Here is a 19,309-nt window from a genome sequence, read left to right on the forward strand (position 1 = left end):
ACTACCGCAACTTTGGAGGAGTGGGAGTGCGGTCCGTCGACTGGTCGGCCGCGAGTACGCAGAAGTTGCGGTAGTCGCGCTCGACTACCGCAACTTTCGAGGAGTCAGAGCGTGGTCTGCTGGTGCGCGGCGGGTACGCGGAAGTTGCGGTAGTCGCGCGCCACTACCGCAACTTTTTGAGTGCGGGCGGATCGGCTCGGCGGGGCGGCTCGTCAGAGGATCTGGTCGTCCGGCGGGAACTCGGTCTCGTACGGGTCGGTCGAGAGCAGCTCGTGCACGCCGGTCAGCACCTCGTCGGGGCGGAACGGGTAGCGGTCCATCTCGGCGCGGTCGCTGATGCCGGTGAGGACGAGGACGGTGTGCAGGCCGGCCTCGATGCCGGCGACGATGTCGGTGTCCATCCGGTCGCCGATCATGCCGGTGTTCTCGCTGTGCGCGCCGATCTTGTTCATCGCCGAGCGGAACATCATCGGGTTCGGCTTGCCGACCACGTACGGGTCCTTGCCGGTGGCCTTCGTGATCAGGGCGGCGATCGCGCCCGTCGCGGGCATGACGCCCTCGGCGCTCGGGCCGGTCGCGTCGGGGTTGGTCACGATGAAGCGGGCGCCCCCGACGATCAGGCGGATCGCCTTCGTGATCGCCTCGAAGCTGTAGTTGCGGGTCTCGCCGACGACGACGTAGTCCGGCGCGGTCTCGGTCATGATGAAGCCCGCCTCGTGCAGGGCCGTGGTGATGCCGGCCTCGCCGATCACGAAGGCGCTGCCACCCGGCATCTGCGAGGCGCAGAAGTCGGCGGTCGCGAGGGCGCTCGTCCAGATCCGCTCCTCGGGCACGTGCAGCCCCGACGCCCGCAGCCGGGCCGCGAGATCGCGCGGGGTGAAGATCGAGTTGTTCGTGAGCACCAGGAACGGGGTGCCCGCGTCCGTCCACTCCTGGATGAGCTCGGGCGCGCCGGGGAGCGCCTGGTTCTCGTGCACCAGCACGCCGTCCATGTCCGTGAGCCAGGCCTCGACCTCGCTGCGCTTCGTCGCCATGGGGTCGATGCTATCGGCGGCGGCCTCGCGGCGGAGTTCGGACGGGGGGAGCGGAGGGGCTCCCCGGGGCGGCACAGCGCGAGCGGGTTACCCTGAGGGCATGAATGGCGAGAACCTGCTGGGCCCCGAACCGACCCTCCTCCCGGACGAGCCCGCGATCACCGCGGCCCTCGCCAAGCACGCGAACCCGGGAGCCGTCGAGTTCGCCGCGCTCGCCGCCGCCCACCCGCGCTCGCCGCTGGCCTGGGCGCTCCTCGCGGACAGCGTGTGGGGGATCGACGCCGCGCTGCCGTCCTACGCCTACGCGCGCGTCGGCTACCACCGCGGCCTCGACCTGCTCCGCACCGCCGGCTGGCGCGGCCAGGGCCCCATCCCGTGGCGCCACGGCCCCAACCGCGGCTTCCTTCTGGCCCTCTACGCGCTCCGCCGCGCCGCCGAGTCGATCGGCGAGACCGACGAGGTCGCGCGCCTCACCGGCTTCCTCGAGCAGGCCGACCCCGCCGCCATTCCGGAGATCGAGCGCTACCACGAGGACGCGCTGCCCCCTACGGCGGCGATCGTCATCTTGGGCGCGGACTGATCCGAAGTCTGCTGGTCGAGTAGCCCCGGAGGGGCGTATCGAGACCCGCCGTCGTTCGGTGGGTGGATCTCGATACGCCCTCTGCGAGGGCTACTCGATCAGCATGAAAGGGACCCGCTGCGCGGGCGGATCGATCAGCATGTGGGTGCCCGCTCTGCGGGCTCCTCGGGCGTGCCGCTCGGTCAGCGAGACGAGCCGGCGTCCGCAGGCGCGGCGCGGCGGCGGAGGAGCAGGACCGTCGCGAGGGTCAGCAGGGCGCCGAGGGCGGCCGCGGCGGCGGTGACCAGGAAGCCGGACTGCGGGCCGAGGGCCTCGACGGCCAGGCCGCTCAGGGTGGAGCCGGCGGTGGCGCCGAGGGCGATGCCGGTCGGCGGCCAGGCGAGGGCTTCGGTGAGGCGGCTGCGCGGGGCGATCGACTCGACGAGGCTCGAGCCGGTGATCAGCAGAGGCGACGTCGCGAGGCCGGCGACGAACGCCAGCGCGATCAGCGCGGGCAGCGAGCCGGCCAGCACGACCACCGGCACGACCACTCCGAAGACCGCGCCCGCCACCAGGAACCTCGAGCGCGGACCGCCGGGCAGGCGCGCGGCACCCACGACCACCCCGGTCAGCACGCTGCCGATGCTGTACGCCGAGAGCAGCAGTCCCGAGGCGGCCCCGGCCCCGGACGCCTCCGCGGTCGCGATCGCCGCGACGTTGAACGAGCCGAAGACCCCGCCGATGGTCGCGAAGACCGCGACGATGCCGACGAGGCCGAGCGGCAGCCGCTCCCGCGCGGGCGACGCGGCCGAGCGCACCGGAGCGAGCCCCGGCTGCGTCCCCGTCTGCACGAGCAGTGCGACGCCGCCGGCCACGCCGATCCCGAGGCCGACCAGGACGCCGGCCGCCGGGTGCACGAGCGAGGCCAGCAGGGTGACGATCGGCGGCGCGACCACGAAGGCCGCCTCGTCCGCCACCGACTCGACGGAGTAGGCGGTGTGCCGGAGCCCCTGGTCCGACGTCGCGGCGCTCCAGCGCGAGCGCACGGCCGAGCCGACGTCGAGGACGGCCGCACCGGCGAGGATGCCGAGCGCGAACCAGGTCCAGACAGGAGCGCCCAGCAGCACGGCGGCGACGAGCCCGAGCGAGGCGGCGACGAGGACCGGGAGCGACAGGGCGAGCGCCCGCCGCTGCCCCCAGCGGTCCATCACCCGCGACCAGAGCGGCCCGGTCACGGCGAGGGCGAGGGTCAGCGCGCCGGAGACCGCGCCGCCGAGCGCGTAGCTGCCCGACTGCGCCGACACGAGGACGAGCACCCCGATCGCGAGGCTGCCCTTCGGGAAGCGGCCGAGCCAGCCGGCCGAGGAGAAGGCGAGCGATCCCGGGAGGGCGAACGCCCGCGCGTACCTCCCGGTCGCACGGCTCAGAGCGGAGGTCGAGGTGGTCGTGGGGTCTGGCATGGTCGGATCCGATTCCGGTCGTTCCGACGGCGGAGACTGCTCCACTGGCTGGACGGACGACAGGACGAGCCTACGCGGGCGGCACCTCCGCGGGCATGATGGACGCGTGGATGCCGCTGCGCTCGAGTCCTTCCTCGCCGACCTGCCGGGAGCAGGCGCGAGCTTCCCCTTCGGCCCGGAGACGCGGGTGTGGAAGGTCGAGGGAAAGGTCTTCGCGCTCGAGATGGAGCGGTTCGGCCGGCCCGTCGTCAGCGTCAAAGCACTGCCCGAGAACGTCGTGCACCTCGTCGCGGGCGTCGACGGCATCGAGCCCGGCTACCACCTCAACAAGAAGCACTGGGTGACCGTCGACACCGGCGGCCGCGTCGAGGAGGGTCTCGTGCAGGAGCTGCTGGCGGAGTCGCACGCGATCATCGTCGCGAAGCTGCCGCGCCGCCTCCGCCTCGCCCTCGACGGCACCGCCACCGGCTCCCTCAGCGAGGACGCCTGACCCGAGCCCGGCCCTCCCCGCGAGATGCCACTTGTGACGGACTTTCGCGGCGTGTCGCGCTCACAAGTGGCATCTCGCGGGGAGGGCCGGCCGGGTGGGTCACAGGCCGTAGGAGCGGAGGTAGGCCGCGGTGTCGTGCCAGCCCTCGACGGCGAAGGTCTCGACGCCCATCGCCTTGACGGGGTAGTCGTTGCCGTCGGGGTCGAGGCGGTCGCCGACGAAGATCATCTCGTCGAGGGGGATGCCGGTGAGCTCGGTGAGCTTGTTCATCCCGTAGGCCTTGTCGATGCCCTTGCGGGTGATGTCGACCGAGGTGGAGCCGCCGGAGCGGACCTCGAGGTCGGGCAGCACGGCCTGGACGGCCTCGCGGAGGGTGTTCTTCTTCTCGCCGGTCGGGTCCCAGGCCTGCTTCACCGGCACCGGAGCGGCCTGGCCGAGGGCGGAGAAGGTGATCTGCGAGTCGCGGTCCTCGAGGATCGGGCCCCAGGTCTCGGACTCCCAGTAGCCGAGCTCCTTGGCCTTCTCCTCGACGGCGGCGAGCGCGCGGGACTTCTCGTCGTCGGTGAGGTTCTCGGCGTAGATCTGCGCCCAGTCGCCGTTCTCGTAGCGGTAGTACTGCGTGCCGCAGGTGGGCATCAGGTGCAGCTTCGCCAGCACGGCGGGGTCGGCGCCCTCGAGGCGGTCGAGCACCTGCATCCGGAACTGGCCGATCTGGCCGCCGGAGATGATGCACACCTCGGTCGCCTGCAGCAGCTTGACGAAGAGGTCGGCCATCACCGGGTCCACGGGGGACTTCGAGGCGGCGAGGGTGTCGTCGAGGTCGAAGGCCATCAGGCGGGGCAGGGTGCTCATGGAACTCGTTTCACGGTCTGCGGACAGGGCGGTACGGACGGGGTGGCGCGGCGCGCGCGGTATCGAGGATACGGGGCGGTGCAGCCGGAGCGCGGGAACTGCGGGCGCAGACTGGGGCGATGAGCCTCCCGCGCACGATCGCCCGCATCCTCCTGGGCCTCGTGCTCGTGTTCGCGGGGACGGGGCACCTGACCTTCGCCCGGCGGTCCTTCCAGGCGCAGGTGCCGCCGTGGCTGCCGTTCGACGCGGACTTCGTCGTCCTGGCATCCGGTGTCGTCGAGATCGCGCTCGGGCTCGCGCTCCTGCTGCTGCGGCGCCGGCGGGTGCTGGTGGGGATCGTCGTCGCCGCCTTCTTCGTCGCGGTGTTCCCCGGCAACGTCTCGCAGCTCGTCACCCGGACCTCGGCCTTCGGCCTCGAGACCGACGCGGCCCGGGCGATCCGGCTGGTCTTCCAGCCGCTGCTCGTGCTCTGGGCGCTGTGGTCGACGGGCGTGCTCGCCGCCTGGAACGCGAGACGGCGCCGCCCTCGGGAGTGAGGGCGGCGCCGTCCGGTCGTGCGGGTGGTGCGGGCGGCTACTCCGAGTGCGAGGCGGAGCGGCGGCGGCGCAGCACCGTCAGCGCGATGCCGGCGAGCAGCAGCAGAGCCGCGCCTCCCGCATAGGAGGCCGCGTCGACGCCCGTGTTCGCGAGCGGTCCGGAGTGCGAGCCGCCGGCGACGGGGACGGGCGTGGCGGAGGGCAGCGGCACCGGGGTGGCCGTCGGCTGCTCGGTCGGCTCGGGCTGGCCGGGCTCGGGCGTGCCGGACTCGGGCATGCCGGGTTGGCCGGGAGTGCCGGGCTCGGCCGGGACCTCGGCCGGGACCTCGGCCGCGACCGACGTCAGCGACCAGTTCTCGTCGAAGAAGTCGGCCTGGTCGATCACGCCGCGCGCGCTCGCCCAGTCGATCAGCAGCTGCCGGATCTCGAGCCGCTCGTCGTAGACGAGGGGAGCCGCGGCGACGGCCGGGTAGGCCCCGCCACCGCTCTGCCGGTAGTTGTTGACGGCCATCACGAAGCGGTCGTCGTCGGCGACGGGGGTGCCGTCGAGCTGCGTCAGGTCGCGGATCCGCGAGCCGGCCGGCTGCGAGATGTCGATCACGTAGTCGAGGCCCGAGACTGCGTCGTAGTTGTAGTCCGGGATGCCCGTGGGGCGGTCCGCGGTGATCGCGTTCGTGCCGGTGGCCGGGTCGAACGGAGCGCCCGGGGCGACCTGGTTGAAGTAGCGGGCCGAGTACTCGAGGTAGTCGCGCACCTCCGCGCCCGTCATCTCGACGCCCCGGAGGGTGTTCTCGTAGATGTAAAGACCGGCGATGTCGCGGATCGTGACCTGCCCCTTCGGGAAGACCGCGGTGCGCGAGAACGGCGACGCCTGCGAGATGACCGGGACGTCGGCCCACTCCGTGCCCTCGAGCGCGGCGTCGACCGTCTCGGCCTGCACGTTGTTGATGAAGTCGATGATCGGGGTGTCCTCGTAGCGCGAGGTCTCGGCCGAGAGCTCCTCGAGCGACTCCGCCACGGGGGTGTTCACGTACTCGATCGTGGTCGCGTGCGGCTCGGCGAGGGCGTCGACCACGGCGGTCGACTCCTCGGCGATGTCGCGCGCGTAGACCGGGGTGACGACGGGCGCGCTGCCCTCGGTCCAGTCGACCTGCAGGTCGCCCGCGGCGTCCTTCACCAGGTTCAGGGTCACCTCGGTGAGCCCCTGCGCCCAGAAGTAGGGCTGCGTGACGAGGACCTGCTCGCCGGCGACGTTCGTGTAGAGCGTCTCGGGGACGTCCTGGTGGCTGTGGCCGGCGACGACCACGTCGATGCCGGGGACCTGCGTCGCGATGTTGTTGACGACGTCCTCGTTGAGGTCGGCCGGGTCGTACTCGGCGTCCGGGACGGTGCCCTGGCCGGTGTGTGCGAGGACGACGACCACGTCGGCCTCGGCCTCGACCTTCGGGACCCACTCCTTCGCGGTCTCGACCATGTCGCGGAACTCGAGCACGCCGTCGACGTACTGCTTGTCCCAGACGCGGACGCCCGGGGTGACCAGGCCGAGCACGCCGACCCGCACGGTCTCGCCGTCGATCTCGCGCTCGATCACGGTGTACGGCTTCTGGTACGGCTCGCCGGTCGCGACGTCGACGACGTTCGCGCCGAGCAGCGGGGCGTTCAGATCGCCCTCGTAGGCGCTCAGCATGTCGAGGCCGTAGTTGAACTCGTGGTTGCCGACGACCTGCGCGTCGTAGCCGATGGTGTTGAACGCGGTGGCCATCGGGTGCGTCGTCTCGCCCGAGAGGACGCCCGCGGCGCCGTCGCCGAGGCCGTAGTAGTAGGTGAGGGGCGTGCCCTGGATCGCGTCGCCGTTGTCGAAGACGAGGACGGAGTCGTCGCCCTTCTCGGCGCGGAGGCGGTCGACCTCGGTCGCGACGCGGGTGAGGCCGAGCGTGTCCTCGCCCTCGTAGGGCGCGTTCGCGAAGTAGTCCCAGTTGTAGACGTGCCCGTGCGTGTCGGTCGTCGACACCAGGGTGAGCTCGACGCCGTCGTCGAGGGGGGCCGCGCTCGCGAGGGGAGCGGCGGTGGCCGCCCCGAGCGCGACGACGGCGAGGAGGCTTGCGGCGCGGAGTGTGCGCATCGGTTTCCTGTTCGCGTGATCGGTGGAGTGTGAACGCCTTCGAATCTATGCGCCACGTGTGAACACGTCGTTACGGGTTCGAGAGCATCGCTCGGCTATCGGTCGGGCGGGGCGGATCACGTCCCCTTTGTGCACTCCCTCTCAACGCTGAGGGTATGTCAACTAGGCTGCGACGGACACGGGGTAGGACGTCACCATCAGGGAATCGTCGTCCCCGCCCCCGTGCGGAGCTCGGCATCATGCTGCGGAGGACTGGACTCGAAGGGAAGGGCGTCGGTGATGGTGTCTGGTGCTTCCCCTCGCGGCGGTGGCGTCGAGGGCCTGCTGGTTCCCGTGCTGGTGTCCGTTCCGCTCTTCGGGCTCCTTCTCGCGGCCCACGCGTGGATCGAGGCGTCGATCTTCGCCGGGGCGGCCGTGCTCACCGTGACCACCCGCGCGATCCTCGCTCGAACCCACGCGCCCGAGGAGAGGAAGAACGGGAGAGCGCAGCGAGAGTTCGGCCGCAACGCCCTGCTGGACGACTCTCGCGCTGAGTTGGAATGATGCCTGGCGACGAGGGGATCGACCGGCTGCTCGATCGCGGAGGTGTCGGTTTCACCGGCTCAGCCGGAGTCGAGGCCTTCTACATCCTGTTCAGCCCGTGCTCATCGCCGGCGGACGAGAAGTGCATCGAGCTCACGTTCAGCCGGGAGTTCGTCCAGCTCGGAGATGTGCGGACCGATGTCGTCGTCAAGTGGGGGCGTGAGGAAGACGTCCGCGCCTGGCTCGCGGCTCTGGTCGAGGAGTTCGACGTCGAGGTCGGTCCGCCTCTCCTGGAGGCGGCCGCCATCGAATTCGTCGTGAGGAGTCCGTTCGATGACGCGGGTGAGGAGCCGATCGGTGCCCTGCACCCCTGGCGACGCTTCGAGACGAACAGCGGTGAGAGCAACACGGGAAGCGGGTCCTGACCCATGGACTCGGTGACTCGGCTCGGAACGCTGCTGGCGCGCGAGGGTCGCCTCGTCGCGGTGGAGCGGGACGGGCGGCTGCTGCGGGTGGCCTCCCTCAGCGGAGGCGGACTGTCGGCCGCCGTCGTCGCGTCGGCGAGTCGGTCGATGCACGCCGCGGCGATCTCCGGAGTGCACCGCACGGCGTTCTGCCTCCTTCGCGACGACGTCCCTGAAGCGTCGGTCGCCGAGCCGGTGGTGTGGGCGGTCCGTCGCCGGCGCGGGCTCGTCCGCGATCCGATCCTCGGCGCGGAGCGGAGGCTGCGGGTGCTCGGAAGGGTCTTCGTGCTCGGAGGCAGATCACCTTGTCGGTGTCGGGACGTCCATGCTGATCGAGTAGCCCGCGGAGCGGGCGTATCGAGATCCACCAGCGTCAGAAGGACGAGTCTGCAGATCCGCCCTGCTGATGAGGGCGGGTCTCGATACGCCCCTGCGGGGCTACTCGACCAGCATGGTGCGGCGCAGCCGCGTCCTCTCCCTCATCACCAAGACGCGAAGCGGCTTCGCCGCTCGATACGCCCCGGCGGCCCTCCCGTAAACTGGCTCGGGCTGGTCGCCCTGTCGCGACTCCTCCGTCGCACGGCCGGCCCCGCACCCGGCGTCTCCGGGTACTGCCGTTTCGCACAGCGAAGGACACGCCATGCCAGCAATCGTCATCACCGGCGCCCAGTGGGGCGACGAGGGCAAGGGACGCGCGACCGACCTGCTCGGCAGCCGCGTCGACTACGTCGTCAAGTTCAACGGCGGCAACAACGCCGGCCACACCGTCGTCGTCGGCGACGAGAAGTACGCGCTGCACCTGCTGCCCTCGGGCATCCTGACGCCGGGCGTCGTCCCCGTCATCGCGAACGGCGTCGTCGTCGACATCGAGGTGCTCTTCCACGAGCTCGAGGCGCTGAGCGCCCGCGGCGTCGACGTCTCGAAGCTGCTCGTCAGCGCCAACGCGCACGTGATCACCAGCTACCACCGCACGCTCGACAAGGTGACGGAGCGCTTCCTCGGCAAGCGCCAGATCGGCACCACCGGCCGCGGCATCGGCCCGGCCTACGCCGACAAGATCAACCGCGTCGGCATCCGGATCCAGGACCTCTTCGACGAGAACATCCTCCGTCAGAAGATCGAGGGCGCCCTCGACCAGAAGAACCACCTGCTGGTGAAGGTCTACAACCGCCGCGCGATCCTGGTCGAGCAGGTCATGGAGGACCTGCTGCAGTACACGGAGCGCCTGCGCCCGATGGTCGCGGACACCTCGCTCGTGCTCGCCCGGGCGCTCGACGCCGGCAAGACGGTGCTCTTCGAGGCCGGCCAGGCCACGATGCTCGACGTCGACCACGGCACCTACCCGTTCGTCACCTCCTCCAACGCGACCTCGGGCGGCGCGGCCACCGGCTCCGGAGTGGCGCCCAACCGCATCGAGCGCGTCATCGCGGTCATCAAGGCGTACACGACCCGCGTCGGCGCCGGCCCGTTCCCGACCGAGCTCTTCGACGAGTGGGGCGAGTACCTGCGCAAGCAGGGCTTCGAGTTCGGCACCACCACCGGCCGCCCGCGCCGCTGCGGCTGGTACGACGCCCCGATCGCCCGCTACTCCGCGCGGATCAACGGCGTCACCGACTTCGTGCTCACCAAGCTCGACGTGCTCTCGGGCCTGGAGACCATCCCGGTCTGCGTCGCCTACGAGGTCGACGGCGTGCGCCACGACGAGGTCCCCGTCTCGCAGAGCGACTTCCACCACGCGAAGCCGATCTACGAGGAGTTCCCCGGCTGGCAGGAGGACATCACCGGCTGCCGCGAGTTCGCCGACCTGCCGCAGGCCGCGCAGGACTACGTCCGCGCCCTCGAGGCGATGAGCGGCGCCCGCTTCTCCGCGATCGGCGTCGGACCGGAGCGCGAGCAGGTCGTCGTCCTGCACGACCTCCTCGACTGACGCGCGACGGGGTCGACCCGCTTCGAGACCCGTCCGCGTCGGCAGCGACGCGCACGACGGCCGCGGGCGAGGGATGATCGGCTGGTGCAGATCTACGCCGACCTCCCCGCCGTCCGCGCCCGCCAGATCACGGCCGACGCCCTCGCGCTCGCCGTCGCGGTGATCGCGATCGCGGCCGGGATCGCCGTCGGCTCGCTGATCGCGGGCCTCGCCGAGATCGGCCGCCGCCTCGAGAGCGCGGGCAGCGGCTTCGGCTCGACCATGAGCGACGCCGGCTCGACGCTCGGCGGCATCCCGCTGCTCGGCGACGCCGTGCGCGCGCCGTTCGACGAGGCCAGCGGCGCCGGGGCGGTGCTCGCCGCGGCCGGCCGCGACCAGCAGCAGCTCGCGAGCGCGCTGGCGATCGTGGCCGGACTCGCGGTCGGCGGGCTGCCGCTGCTCCTGCTCGCCGTGGTCTGGCTCCGCCCGCGCCTGCGCTTCGCCCGCCGCACCGCGGAGCTGCGCGCGCTCGGGGCGACCCCCGGCGGCGCCGAGCTGCTGGCCCTGCGCGCCCTCACCGAGGCGACCCCGCGCGAGATCCTCGCCGCGCACCCGGCCGCCGTCCCCGCCTGGCGCGCCGGCGACCCCGCCGCCACCGCCGCCCTCGCCGCCCTCACCCTCCGCCGAGCGGGCCTCCGCCCCTGACCCCGCCCCCTGACGCGCGCGCCGATCCCCGCCGCGAGATGCCACTTATGAGCACGACACGCCGTGGATCCCGCTCATAAGTGGCATCTCGCGGGGGCCGCAGGGACCAGCACGGGTCACCCGGGAGGATGACGGCGGCGGCCACCCGGGGCGACGCCCGCGACAGAGGCGGCTCCGTAGCGTCGGAGACATGCAGAACCAGACCTCCTCCGTCGTGGCGCGCGTCGAGGGCGTGCGCAAGCTCTACGGCAGCACGCCGCCCGTCGTCGCCCTCGACGACGTCACCCTCTCGATCGAGCGCGGCGAGTTCACCGCGGTGATGGGCCCCAGCGGCTCCGGCAAGTCGACGCTGATGCACGTGCTCGCCGGCCTCGACACCGCCTCGGCCGGCCGCGTCTTCCTCGGCGACGTCGAGATCACCGCGATGGGCGACGCCGAGCTCACCGTGCTCCGCCGGCGCAGCGTCGGCTTCGTCTTCCAGGCCTTCAACCTCGTCCCGACCCTCGACGTGCGCGGCAACATCCGCCTCCCGTTCGAGCTCGACGGCCGCCGCGTCACGGCCGAGGAGGAGGAGTGGATCGCCCGCCTGATCGAGTCCCTCGGTCTCCGCGAGCGCCTCACCCACCGCCCGCACGAGCTCTCCGGCGGCCAGCAGCAGCGCGTCGCCATCGCCCGCGCCCTGGCCACCCGCCCGCAGCTGATCTTCGCCGACGAGCCGACCGGCAACCTCGACTCGCGCACCGGCCGCGAGGTGCTCAGCCTCCTCCGCGCGTCGACCCGCGAGTACGGCCAGTCGATCGCGATGGTCACCCACGACCCGATCGCCGCGGCCTTCGCCGACCGCATCGTCTTCCTCCGCGACGGGGCCGTCGTCGACGACCGCCGCGGGATGAGCGCCGAGGAGATCTCGCGCGCGATGCTCTCGATGGAGGGAGCGTCGTGAGCGCCCGCACGGGCCTCCGGGCCGCGTCCGGCCAGGGCGGCGGCGCGATCATCACGGTCGCCGCGCTCTCGGCCGCGTTCGGCGGAGTCCTGGTGATGGTCATCGCCGACATGGTGGCGGCGTTCGACGCCGCCGGTCTCGACGGCATCGCGCAGGCCGCGACGACCTTGGGCGTGGTCGGCGGCGTCTTCTTCGGCATCGCCGTCTTCGTCGGCGCGATCGTCACCTCCAACGCGGTGTCGACGGTCATCGCCGGCCGCACCCGCGAGATCGCGCTGCTGCGCCTGCTGGGCGCCTCCGGACGCTCGCTCCGCGCCGAGGTGGTGCGGACCGGCCTCGTGCAGGGGCTGATCGGCGCGGCCCTCGGCCTCGTCGCCGCCGTCGTCCTGGTGGCCGTGGGCGCCGAGATCGCCTTCAGCACCGGGACCTTCACGCGCATCGCCGTGCCGCTCGCCTCGCCGGGACTGCTGCTGCCGGGCCTCGCCGTGATCGTCTCGACCGTCGTCGCCTCCTGGGCCGGGTCCCGCCGGGTGCTCTCGGTGGCGCCGTCGCAGGCCGCCGGCTCGGCCGCCGAGCCCCGCTACGACGAGCTCCGCGGACGCACGGGCCGGAACGTCCTGGCGCTCGTCCTCCTCGTGGTCGGCGTCCTGCTCCTCGTGATCGGCGTCGTGGTCGGGCTGGTCAGCCCGCTCGGCGTCCTGATCGGCCTCGCCGGCGGCATGCTCTCCTTCACCGGGGTGGTCCTCGGAGCGCCGGTCCTGCTCCCGCCGCTGATCTCGCTGGTCGGCCGGGCCTTCGGCGGCGGCCCCGTCGCGCGCCTCGCCTCCGCGAACGCCACCCGCAACCCCGCCCGGAGCGCGCGTGCCGTCATCGGCCTCGTGATCGGAGTGACGCTCGTCACGATGTTCGCGGTGGCCGCTGCGACCTTCTCGTCGATCATGCGCGCCTCGAGCGAGATGAGCCCGGAGATCTTCGCGGCGCTCGACCAGTTCGTCGCGGTCAGCACGGCGATCATGAGCGTGCTGCTCGGCTTCTCGGTGCTGCTCGCGGCCGTCGGCATGGTCAACACGCTCTCGCTGAGCGTGCTGCAGCGCCGCCGCGAGCTGGGCCTGCTCCGCGCGCTCGGCTTCACGGGCTCGCAGGTGCGCTGGATGGTCGTCGTCGAGGCGGCGCAGATGGTGATCGCCGCGGCGCTCCTGGGCCTCGTGCTCGGCGCCTTCTACGGCTGGGCCGGCGCGGTCGCGATCTTCGGCTCGCTGCCCGGCATCGGGCTGGTGCCGCCGACGATCCCGGTCGGGATCCTGGTCGCCGTCGTCCTGGTCAGCATCGTCCTCACCGCGGTCTCCGCGGTCCTGCCGGCCCGCCGCGCGACCCGGGTGCCGCCGGTGGAGGCGCTCGCCGTCGCCTGAGCGCGCCGGCCGCTCGGCTCGCGAGCGGCTCGAACCACCGGGCCGCTCGAACCACCGGGCGGCTCACACCACCGAGAAGCCGTCCGCGAGCTGCTCCCGCCCGCTCAGCGCGAGCAGGAGCTCCTCGCCCCGTCCCGCCCGAGCGGCGAGCGCCCCCGCCATCGCGGAGCAGGCCTCGACCGCCTCGGGCGGGATCTCGTGCGCGAGGCCGGTCGCCCGCGACAGGTCGAGGGTGTGCACGACCAACTCGAGCACGCGGGTCCGCAGGTACTGGTCCAGGGCCAGGGCGTGCTCGCCGATCGCGACGAGACGCCCGGGCGGCTGCTGCGCCAGCAGCGCGAGGGTCCGCTGCAGCGACGCCGCGATCGACTCCGCCGGACGCCCGCCGAGCAGCGCCCCGGTCTCGACGCCTCGCCGCGCCACGGCCGCGGGGTCGGCGCGGCCGCCGGCCAGGGCCGCGTAGTAGCCGAGCGCGTCGGGCACGGTCGCGGCGGCCGGCTCCTCCGCGAGGAGGTACGTCTCGACGGTCGTGATCGCCCGCGAGGCGTGGCCGGTGAGGCCGCGGACGTCCCAGACGCCCAGCCCCGGAAGCGCCCACTGCTCGTCCCCGATCCGCTCGACGAGGCGGAGCAGGGCGCCGGCCGAGGCGGCGAACATCGCGGTGCTGTCCATGGACCTCATGCTGGCACGCGTCCTGGACCCCTCAGCGGGCCGCGGTGGCCCCAGAATGTCCGGATGAGCAGCCCCGCCTCCGCCGCCCGTCCCGGCCGCGCCCTCCGCCCGGCCCCCGCCGTGCTGACCGGCCGCCTCGTCGTCCTCGAGCCGCTCACCGAGGAGCACCTGGAGCCGCTCCGGGCCGCGATCGGCCGCCCCGAGGTGTTCGCCGCGGGCTACGGCGGCGGACCCTCGGGCCTCCCCGACGGCGCCGAGGCGTTCCGCGCCTTCGCCCGGCGCTACTACCCGTGGGAGACCGGCAACCCCTGCGCCGTGCTCGTCGACGGCCGGGTCGTCGGCACCTCCTCGCTGACCGACTTCGACGAGCGGCGGGAGGCGGCGCACCTCGGCTGGACCGCCTACGCCCCCGAGGTCTGGGGCACGGCCGTGAACCCCGAGACCAAGCTCCTCCTGCTCGGCCTGGCCTTCGACAGCGGCTTCTCGCGGGTGAAGCTGCAGGCGGACGCGGCGAACGCGCGCTCCCGCGCGGCGATCCTCCGCCTCGGCGCGGTCTTCGAGGGCGTGCTGCGGCACGACCAGCGGCGGGCGGACGGCTCCTGGCGCGACACGGCGGTGCACTCGATCCTCGTGGAGGAGTGGCCGGCGGTCCGCGAGGGGCTCGAGCGGAGGATCGAGGCGCTATCAAGCCCGGTCCCGCCGCGCAACCCGGATGCTCCGATCGGGCGCTGAGCGGTAGGAAGGACGCATGGAACGCATCCACTACGCCGGCAGCTCGGTGCTCACCGGCAGCCGGATCGCGCACTCGCTCGTCGGCTACGCGGAGGCCCTCGCGCTGCGCAAGGGCGCGATGTCGGTCGACATCCCGATCCGGCGCTCCACCGGCGAGCTCGGCCGGGCGACCCTGCTGATCGGTCCGGCCAGCCAGCTCTTCTCGGAGACCGAGGACGACGGCGGCGAGGAGATCGTGGACGCGGCCCTGGTCGAGAGGCTCGCGAAGGAGACGGCGCGGCTCGGAGTGTCCCAGCCGCTGGCCGAGGAGGGCGACTCGTCCTCGCCGCACCTGTCCGACCTCGAGATCCCGCACTTCGATTCGGACGACGATCGACGCTGAGCGTCGGCCGCGGGGCGGTTAGAATCGCCCCGTACCGTCCGGCCGTGCCCCCGCCGGCTGGACTGCACTGCGAACGGAGACCGCCCTCATGGGCCGATTGATCTACGACTCGACTCTCGAAGCCGACTTCGACGACCGACTGCTCGCTCACCTGCAGATCGTCATCGGCTCGAAGCTGTCGCGCAACGAGTCCTTCTATCTCTCGTGGAAGGACTCGCAGTCCGTCGGCGACGGTCGCACGTCGATCTGGCTGCACCCGGCGATCCCGCTGCGCTTCAAGTACCACGGCGGCCGCGCGCCGGCCATCAACCCCGACTGGATCCGTCAGCTCCTGGCCGATTCGCACAGCGCCCACGGCCTGCGCATCAGCGAGGAGCCGCACGGCGGTGCCCGCCAGAGCGAGGAGGGCCTGCTGTGAAGCGCGTCGAGCTGATCTACGGCGGCACCCCCTACAGCCTGCACGACACCACCGCCGCGGACGTCCGTGCGAGCGTCGAGGAGGCGCTCGACGGCACCGCCTCGCGCTGGCTGACCGTCAACCAGGGCGAGGGCCAGCCCCGCGAGACGTCGATCCTGATCACGCCGGGAGTGGCGTTCTCCGTCGCCGACGTCGCGCACTGACTCCCGCCGGTCGAGTCGCCGATCCTGAGCCACCGATCCTGACCGGCACGTCCTGAGCCACCCGTTCCGAGCCGCCGTCCCGGACCGCTCCCGCGTCAGCCTGTGAGCAGCGCCGGGAACTCGCCCGGGATCTCGCGCGCGAGGTAGCCGGCCGGGCCGAGCCTGCGCACGAGGACCGAGTCGGCCTCGGTGTGCAGGAAGGCACCCCACGCCGCGGCGCCCTGCGGGTCGAGGCCGCGCGCGCGGAGCCCGGCCGTCGCGCCGGCGAGGACGTCGCCGCTGCCCGCCGTCGCGAGGCCGGGGTGCTCGCCCTCGATGCGCACGGCGTCGCCGTCGGGCGCGGCGATCACGTTGAAGAGGCTGACGACCGCTCCGTAGCGCTGCGCGACGGCGATCGCGGCGGCCTCCACGTCGTCCACCTCCGCGCCGAGCAGCCGCGCGGCCTCCTCCGTGTTCGGCGTCAGGAGCAGACGGCCGGCGAGGGCGCGGGCGACGCGCCGCTGGCCCGGCAGCACGCCGAGCGGGAAGGCGTCGAGGTGCACGGCGGGGACGTCGGCGAGCAGCGGAGCGATCGCGCGCAGCGTCGCGGCGGTCGCCTTCGGGTCGTCGAGTCCGGGGCCGATCAGCGCGACGTCGGCGGAGCCCAGCTCGCCTTCCAGCGCGGAGAGCCCGCGGCCCGAGATCGAGCCGCCGCGGGTCTCCTCCAGCGGCACGACGCCGCACTCGGGCAGTGCGACGGCGGTGGCGGAGGCGACGGACTCGGCGACGCAGAGGGTGATCCGGCCGGCGCCGACCCGGAGCGCCGCGATCCCGGCGAGGATCGCCGCTCCGGGCGTCTTGCGGGCGCCGCCGACCACGACCACGTCGCCGCGCGCGTGCTTCGAGCTCGCAGGGTCGGGCAGCGGCCAGCGCCGTTCGAGCAGGGCGCGGTCGACGACGGCGCTCCTGTGCGCGGGCTCGCTCCTGCGCCGGGTCTCGCTCATGAGTCGGTCCTTCCTCGCGGGTCGTCGACGGCGGTGTCGACGGCGGTGTCGTCGCCGGTGTCGTGGCGGGTGACCGGCGCGCTCGACTGCTCGAGGTGCGCGGTCTCGTTGAAGCGCTCGAGCGTCCAGGCGTCGCCGTCGCGGACGAGCCGGGTGACGGAGGCGTTCGCGACCGGGGTCGCCCGGCCGATGTCGAGCAGCTCGCGCTCGGTGAGGCCCTCGCAGACGGAGCGGATGATCAGGACGACGGCGTCGTGGCAGAACAGCGCGACCGGTCCGGCCGGCGCGACGACGTCGAGGTGGTCCAGGAACGAGCGCACCCGCTGGGCGAGGTCGGTCCAGGACTCGCCGCCCGGCGGGCGGTAGTAGAACTTGCCGAGCCAGTCCCGCCGCGCCGCCTCCTCGGGGAATCGCGCACGGAAGCCCGCGGTGGTCAGGCGGTCGGCGATGCCGAGATCGCGGTCGCGGAGCCGCTCGTCGAGGCGGGGCACGAGGTCGAGGCCCGCCTCCTCGAAGGCCAGCTGCGCTGTCGAGGACGCGCGCAGGTACGGCGAGGACCAGGCGGCGATCGGGGCGTTGCCGTCGGCGAGCCACCGGCCGAGCGCGCGGGCCTGCTCGCGGCCGGCCGAGGACAGCTCGACGTCGGGGTCGCGCCGGTCGACGGCGATGTCGTGGGCGCCCTCCGCCTCGGCGGCGCTCGCCGCGATGTTGGCGACGCTCTCGCCGTGGCGCACGAGGAGGAGCTCGGTGGGGCCGGAGGTGCGCGGGCCGGGGCTGGTGGAGGAGCTCATCGCTCCATGCTCCGCTCCGCGGCCCGCCCGGCCGAGGGGGTTCCGCGCGGTGCGGAGCAGTTGCTACGCGGCTAGGGTCGGTCGGGTGAAGCTGATGCGGACGCGACCGGCCCCGACGACCTCCCCGGCCCGCGCGACCCCGCCGGCCCTGCTGATCGGCGCGGCCCTGGCGGTGCTCGCGCTGGCCGGCTGCACCGCTCCCGCGCCGGACGTGGTCGTGTCGAACGACGTGGCGCCCCGCGAGGAGTCGCGCGACCGCGTGCTCGCGCTCGTCTCCTCCCTCTCCGGGCCGCAGGCCGACGCCTTCGGCTACGCCCGGCTCGCGAGCGACCAGGCCGTCGAGGGCGTGGACCTGATCGGGATCGAGTCCTACGACGCGCTCAGCGAGGGCGGCGAGTTCGGGGCGCTGTCGTTCCGCACGCCGGTCGACGCCGCGGCCTTCCCGGACGTGGCCGATCTGCCGGAGGCCTACTGCTTCCGCGCGCCGTTCGCCGCGGCGGGTGCCGTGGTCGACGACGCCGACGGCGGAGGCGTGGCGGTCATCGAGTGCCCGGCCGACGCCGAGACGATCACTCCGCCGGCCGAGTAGGCGCGTCCACCGCGGCGACGACGGCCGCGAGCGTCTCCGGGTCGCTGAGGATGCGGAAGTGCCCGCCCGTCTCGATCCGCACGTTGACCGCGCCCTCGAGCATGCTGCCCTCGGGGATGTGCGGGTCGAAGAGGCCGAAGACCGAGGTGATCCGCGCGTTCGCGCCCGCCCGGCTGGAGAGCAGCAGGGTCGTCGCGTCTCGGGGCGAGAACGAGCGGAGGCTCTTCAGCAGCAGGTAGGGCGCGTAGCGCGAGCCGCCGAACGGCGTCGCGACCGCCACCATCCGGTCGACGCGGCCGTCGGGGTCGAGCTCGGTCATCACGTACTTGCCGATCAGGCCGCCCTTGCTGTGCGCGACGATCACCACGTCGCGGAGGTCGTGCTCGGCGAGGTAGGCGGCCACGTCCTCCGCGGTGCGGGCGACCGGGCGGCCGTTCCAGCCGAGGCTGGTGAGCACGTGCATCGGGTGGCCGCGGCGGTGCAGCGGGTCGATGATCGGGCGGAGGAAGGCCCAGGTCTCCCAGATCCCGGGCAGGACCACGATCGGCCGCTCCGTGCCGTCGAGGTAGTCGTCGGGGGCGCGGCGGGAGACGAAGGCGCGGACCTGCCAGGCGACGGCGTAGGCGTAGTCGCGGATCCACCAGACGGCGTCGCGGACGAGGTGCGTCATGCGGGCACCGGGGACGGGTCGGCGTCGGGCGCGGGGGCGGCGTCGGGCGCGCGGGCGATGTCGGCGGCGAAGGACGCCAGGGCGAGCGCGAGCGACTCCGGCTGCGTGCGCGGGACCACGTGGCGGGAGCCGGCGAATTCGAGGAGGTGCGCCTCCGCCGCGTGAGTGAGGAGGCGCTCGCACCAGTCGCGGGTGGCGATCGGATCGTCCCGTCCGCGCACGATCAGCACGGGCGCGCTGACCGCGGCCAGCCGCCGCTGGATCGGGTAGTGCAGCATCTCGGGCAGCTGGCGCAGGTACCAGCCGAGACCGCCGCGGACGTAGTCGGCGAAGAGCAGGGCGTCGACGCCGAGCGGCTCGCCCAGGCAGTCGCGGGCGAGCGCGAGGCCCTGCCGGACGGCACCGGGGCGCTGTGGATCGACGACGGGGCCGATCAGGACCGCGCCCGCGACGAGGCCGGGCGCGCGGGCGGCGAGCTCGACCGCCACCTGGGCGCCCATCGAGTGGCCGACGACGACCGCCCGGGTGACGCCCTGCTCCGCCAGCGCTCTCTCGACGAGGCGGGCGTGGTCGGCGATGCCGACGCGGCGGCGGGGCGAGCGGTTGGCGCCGAAGCCGGCGAGGTCGACGGCGACGACGCGGTCGTGCGCGCGGAGGGCGACGGCGAGGGTCGAGAAGGTGTGGTGCGACATCCCGATGCCGTGGATCAGGACGAAGGTGCGCTCGGCGTCGGGGCGACCGGTCGCGAGGGTCCGGAGCTCGATCCCGTCGATCCGGTGGCGGACGACGGGCGAGGGGCGGGGCATGCCTTCCAGGCTAGGCACGGCGCTGCCGGCGCGCGCGGGGGTGCGCGGCGCCGGTCGGGTG

At 73.3% G+C, this 19,309-nt stretch carries 22 protein-coding genes; 13 read left to right on the forward strand and 9 right to left on the reverse strand.

From position 1 onward, the window contains the following. Positions 1-212 precede the first annotated feature (212 nt). Positions 213-1,034, reverse strand: coding sequence for an HAD-IIA family hydrolase (locus EDF43_RS14050; protein ID WP_123447131.1), 822 nt, complete (start codon positions 1,032-1,034; stop codon positions 213-215). Between the two features lie 100 nt (positions 1,035-1,134). Between EDF43_RS14050 and EDF43_RS14055 the strand changes: the two genes are divergently transcribed. Continuing rightward, a complete protein-coding gene (locus EDF43_RS14055) occupies positions 1,135-1,614 on the forward strand; it encodes a DUF3151 domain-containing protein (protein ID WP_123706013.1) in 480 nt (159 codons plus the stop codon). A 182-nt stretch (positions 1,615-1,796) separates the two neighbouring features. On the opposite strand, the gene EDF43_RS14060 is transcribed toward EDF43_RS14055, so the two are convergent. Continuing rightward, positions 1,797-3,053, reverse strand: coding sequence for an MFS transporter (locus tag EDF43_RS14060; protein WP_132437396.1), 1,257 nt, complete (start codon positions 3,051-3,053; stop codon positions 1,797-1,799). A gap of 106 nt (positions 3,054-3,159) precedes the next feature. Here EDF43_RS14060 and EDF43_RS14065 point away from each other — a divergent pair, with 106 nt between their 5' ends. Further along, entirely contained in the window at positions 3,160-3,543 is a 384-nt protein-coding gene (locus EDF43_RS14065; protein ID WP_207901754.1) for an MmcQ/YjbR family DNA-binding protein, read from the forward strand. A gap of 99 nt (positions 3,544-3,642) precedes the next feature. Here the strand turns inward: EDF43_RS14065 and EDF43_RS14070 are convergent, their stop codons facing one another. Further along, complete coding sequence (locus EDF43_RS14070; protein WP_123447127.1) at positions 3,643-4,395, reverse strand: HAD-IIB family hydrolase; 753 nt, start codon at positions 4,393-4,395, stop codon at positions 3,643-3,645. Between the two features lie 119 nt (positions 4,396-4,514). On the opposite strand from EDF43_RS14070, the gene EDF43_RS14075 reads away from it, so the two are divergent. Beyond that, positions 4,515-4,931 carry a hypothetical protein gene (locus tag EDF43_RS14075; protein ID WP_132437398.1) on the forward strand — a complete coding sequence of 139 codons (417 nt, stop codon included), beginning with the start codon at positions 4,515-4,517 and terminating at the stop codon, positions 4,929-4,931. Between the two features lie 37 nt (positions 4,932-4,968). Here the strand turns inward: EDF43_RS14075 and EDF43_RS14080 are convergent, their stop codons facing one another. Further along, entirely contained in the window at positions 4,969-7,053 is a 2,085-nt protein-coding gene (locus EDF43_RS14080; RefSeq protein ID WP_132437399.1) for a 5'-nucleotidase C-terminal domain-containing protein, read from the reverse strand. Between the two features lie 542 nt (positions 7,054-7,595). On the opposite strand from EDF43_RS14080, the gene EDF43_RS14090 reads away from it, so the two are divergent. The 5 genes from EDF43_RS14090 (at position 7,596) to EDF43_RS14110 (ending at position 13,002) form a co-directional block, all read left to right on the forward strand. After that, positions 7,596-8,000: a hypothetical protein gene (locus tag EDF43_RS14090; protein WP_132437400.1), complete on the forward strand. Its 405-nt coding sequence runs from the start codon at positions 7,596-7,598 to the stop codon at positions 7,998-8,000. Between the two features lie 679 nt (positions 8,001-8,679). Then, positions 8,680-9,966 carry an adenylosuccinate synthase gene (locus EDF43_RS14095; RefSeq protein ID WP_123736253.1) on the forward strand — a complete coding sequence of 429 codons (1,287 nt, stop codon included), beginning with the start codon at positions 8,680-8,682 and terminating at the stop codon, positions 9,964-9,966. Positions 9,967-10,050: 84 nt separating this feature from the next. After that, positions 10,051-10,650, forward strand: a complete 600-nt coding sequence (locus tag EDF43_RS14100; protein WP_132437401.1) for a hypothetical protein — start codon at positions 10,051-10,053, stop codon at positions 10,648-10,650. 190 nt (positions 10,651-10,840) lie between these two features. Continuing rightward, on the forward strand, positions 10,841-11,593 hold the full coding sequence (locus EDF43_RS14105) for an ABC transporter ATP-binding protein (RefSeq protein WP_123447122.1): 753 nt from the start codon (positions 10,841-10,843) through the stop codon (positions 11,591-11,593). Further along, positions 11,590-13,002 (forward strand): FtsX-like permease family protein, encoded by a 1,413-nt coding sequence (locus EDF43_RS14110; RefSeq protein ID WP_243581381.1) that lies wholly within the window; start codon positions 11,590-11,592, stop codon positions 13,000-13,002. The genes EDF43_RS14105 and EDF43_RS14110 overlap by 4 nt, the downstream gene beginning before the upstream one ends. A gap of 63 nt (positions 13,003-13,065) precedes the next feature. On the opposite strand, the gene EDF43_RS14115 is transcribed toward EDF43_RS14110, so the two are convergent. After that, a complete protein-coding gene (locus tag EDF43_RS14115) occupies positions 13,066-13,674 on the reverse strand; it encodes a maleylpyruvate isomerase N-terminal domain-containing protein (protein WP_165909122.1) in 609 nt (202 codons plus the stop codon). A gap of 63 nt (positions 13,675-13,737) precedes the next feature. Here EDF43_RS14115 and EDF43_RS14120 point away from each other — a divergent pair, with 63 nt between their 5' ends. The 4 genes from EDF43_RS14120 to EDF43_RS14135 all read left to right on the forward strand — a co-directional run bounded on the left by EDF43_RS14120 (position 13,738) and on the right by EDF43_RS14135 (position 15,409). Continuing rightward, on the forward strand, positions 13,738-14,406 hold the full coding sequence (locus EDF43_RS14120; protein WP_132437403.1) for a GNAT family protein: 669 nt from the start codon (positions 13,738-13,740) through the stop codon (positions 14,404-14,406). A gap of 16 nt (positions 14,407-14,422) precedes the next feature. After that, positions 14,423-14,788: a hypothetical protein gene (locus tag EDF43_RS14125; RefSeq protein WP_123706004.1), complete on the forward strand. Its 366-nt coding sequence runs from the start codon at positions 14,423-14,425 to the stop codon at positions 14,786-14,788. Positions 14,789-14,876: 88 nt separating this feature from the next. Further along, positions 14,877-15,206 carry an ATP-dependent DNA ligase gene (locus EDF43_RS14130; protein WP_123447118.1) on the forward strand — a complete coding sequence of 110 codons (330 nt, stop codon included), beginning with the start codon at positions 14,877-14,879 and terminating at the stop codon, positions 15,204-15,206. Then, entirely contained in the window at positions 15,203-15,409 is a 207-nt protein-coding gene (locus EDF43_RS14135; protein ID WP_123736258.1) for a hypothetical protein, read from the forward strand. Before EDF43_RS14130 ends, EDF43_RS14135 begins: the two co-directional genes overlap by 4 nt. A 95-nt stretch (positions 15,410-15,504) precedes the next feature. On the opposite strand, the gene EDF43_RS14140 is transcribed toward EDF43_RS14135, so the two are convergent. After that, positions 15,505-16,392, reverse strand: coding sequence for an ADP/ATP-dependent (S)-NAD(P)H-hydrate dehydratase (locus tag EDF43_RS14140; protein WP_132437404.1), 888 nt, complete (start codon positions 16,390-16,392; stop codon positions 15,505-15,507). Continuing rightward, positions 16,389-17,183 carry a histidine phosphatase family protein gene (locus tag EDF43_RS14145; RefSeq protein ID WP_132437405.1) on the reverse strand — a complete coding sequence of 265 codons (795 nt, stop codon included), beginning with the start codon at positions 17,181-17,183 and terminating at the stop codon, positions 16,389-16,391. Before EDF43_RS14145 ends, EDF43_RS14140 begins: the two co-directional genes overlap by 4 nt. An 85-nt stretch (positions 17,184-17,268) precedes the next feature. Here EDF43_RS14145 and EDF43_RS14150 point away from each other — a divergent pair, with 85 nt between their 5' ends. Continuing rightward, complete coding sequence (locus EDF43_RS14150; RefSeq protein ID WP_132437406.1) at positions 17,269-17,772, forward strand: hypothetical protein; 504 nt, start codon at positions 17,269-17,271, stop codon at positions 17,770-17,772. Here the strand turns inward: EDF43_RS14150 and EDF43_RS14155 are convergent. Together EDF43_RS14155 and EDF43_RS14160 are read right to left on the reverse strand one after the other, a co-directional pair. Next, positions 17,753-18,442, reverse strand: coding sequence for an alpha/beta hydrolase (locus EDF43_RS14155; RefSeq protein WP_132437407.1), 690 nt, complete (start codon positions 18,440-18,442; stop codon positions 17,753-17,755). The two genes, EDF43_RS14150 and EDF43_RS14155, sit on opposite strands and share 20 nt — an antisense overlap. Continuing rightward, complete coding sequence (locus EDF43_RS14160; protein WP_132437408.1) at positions 18,439-19,248, reverse strand: alpha/beta hydrolase; 810 nt, start codon at positions 19,246-19,248, stop codon at positions 18,439-18,441. The genes EDF43_RS14155 and EDF43_RS14160 overlap by 4 nt, the downstream gene beginning before the upstream one ends. Positions 19,249-19,309: the final 61 nt, after the last annotated feature.

The sequence above is a fragment of the Rathayibacter sp. PhB179 genome (genome assembly GCF_004345345.1).
In the GTDB taxonomy this organism is placed as follows: Bacteria; Actinomycetota; Actinomycetes; order Actinomycetales; family Microbacteriaceae; genus Rathayibacter; species Rathayibacter festucae.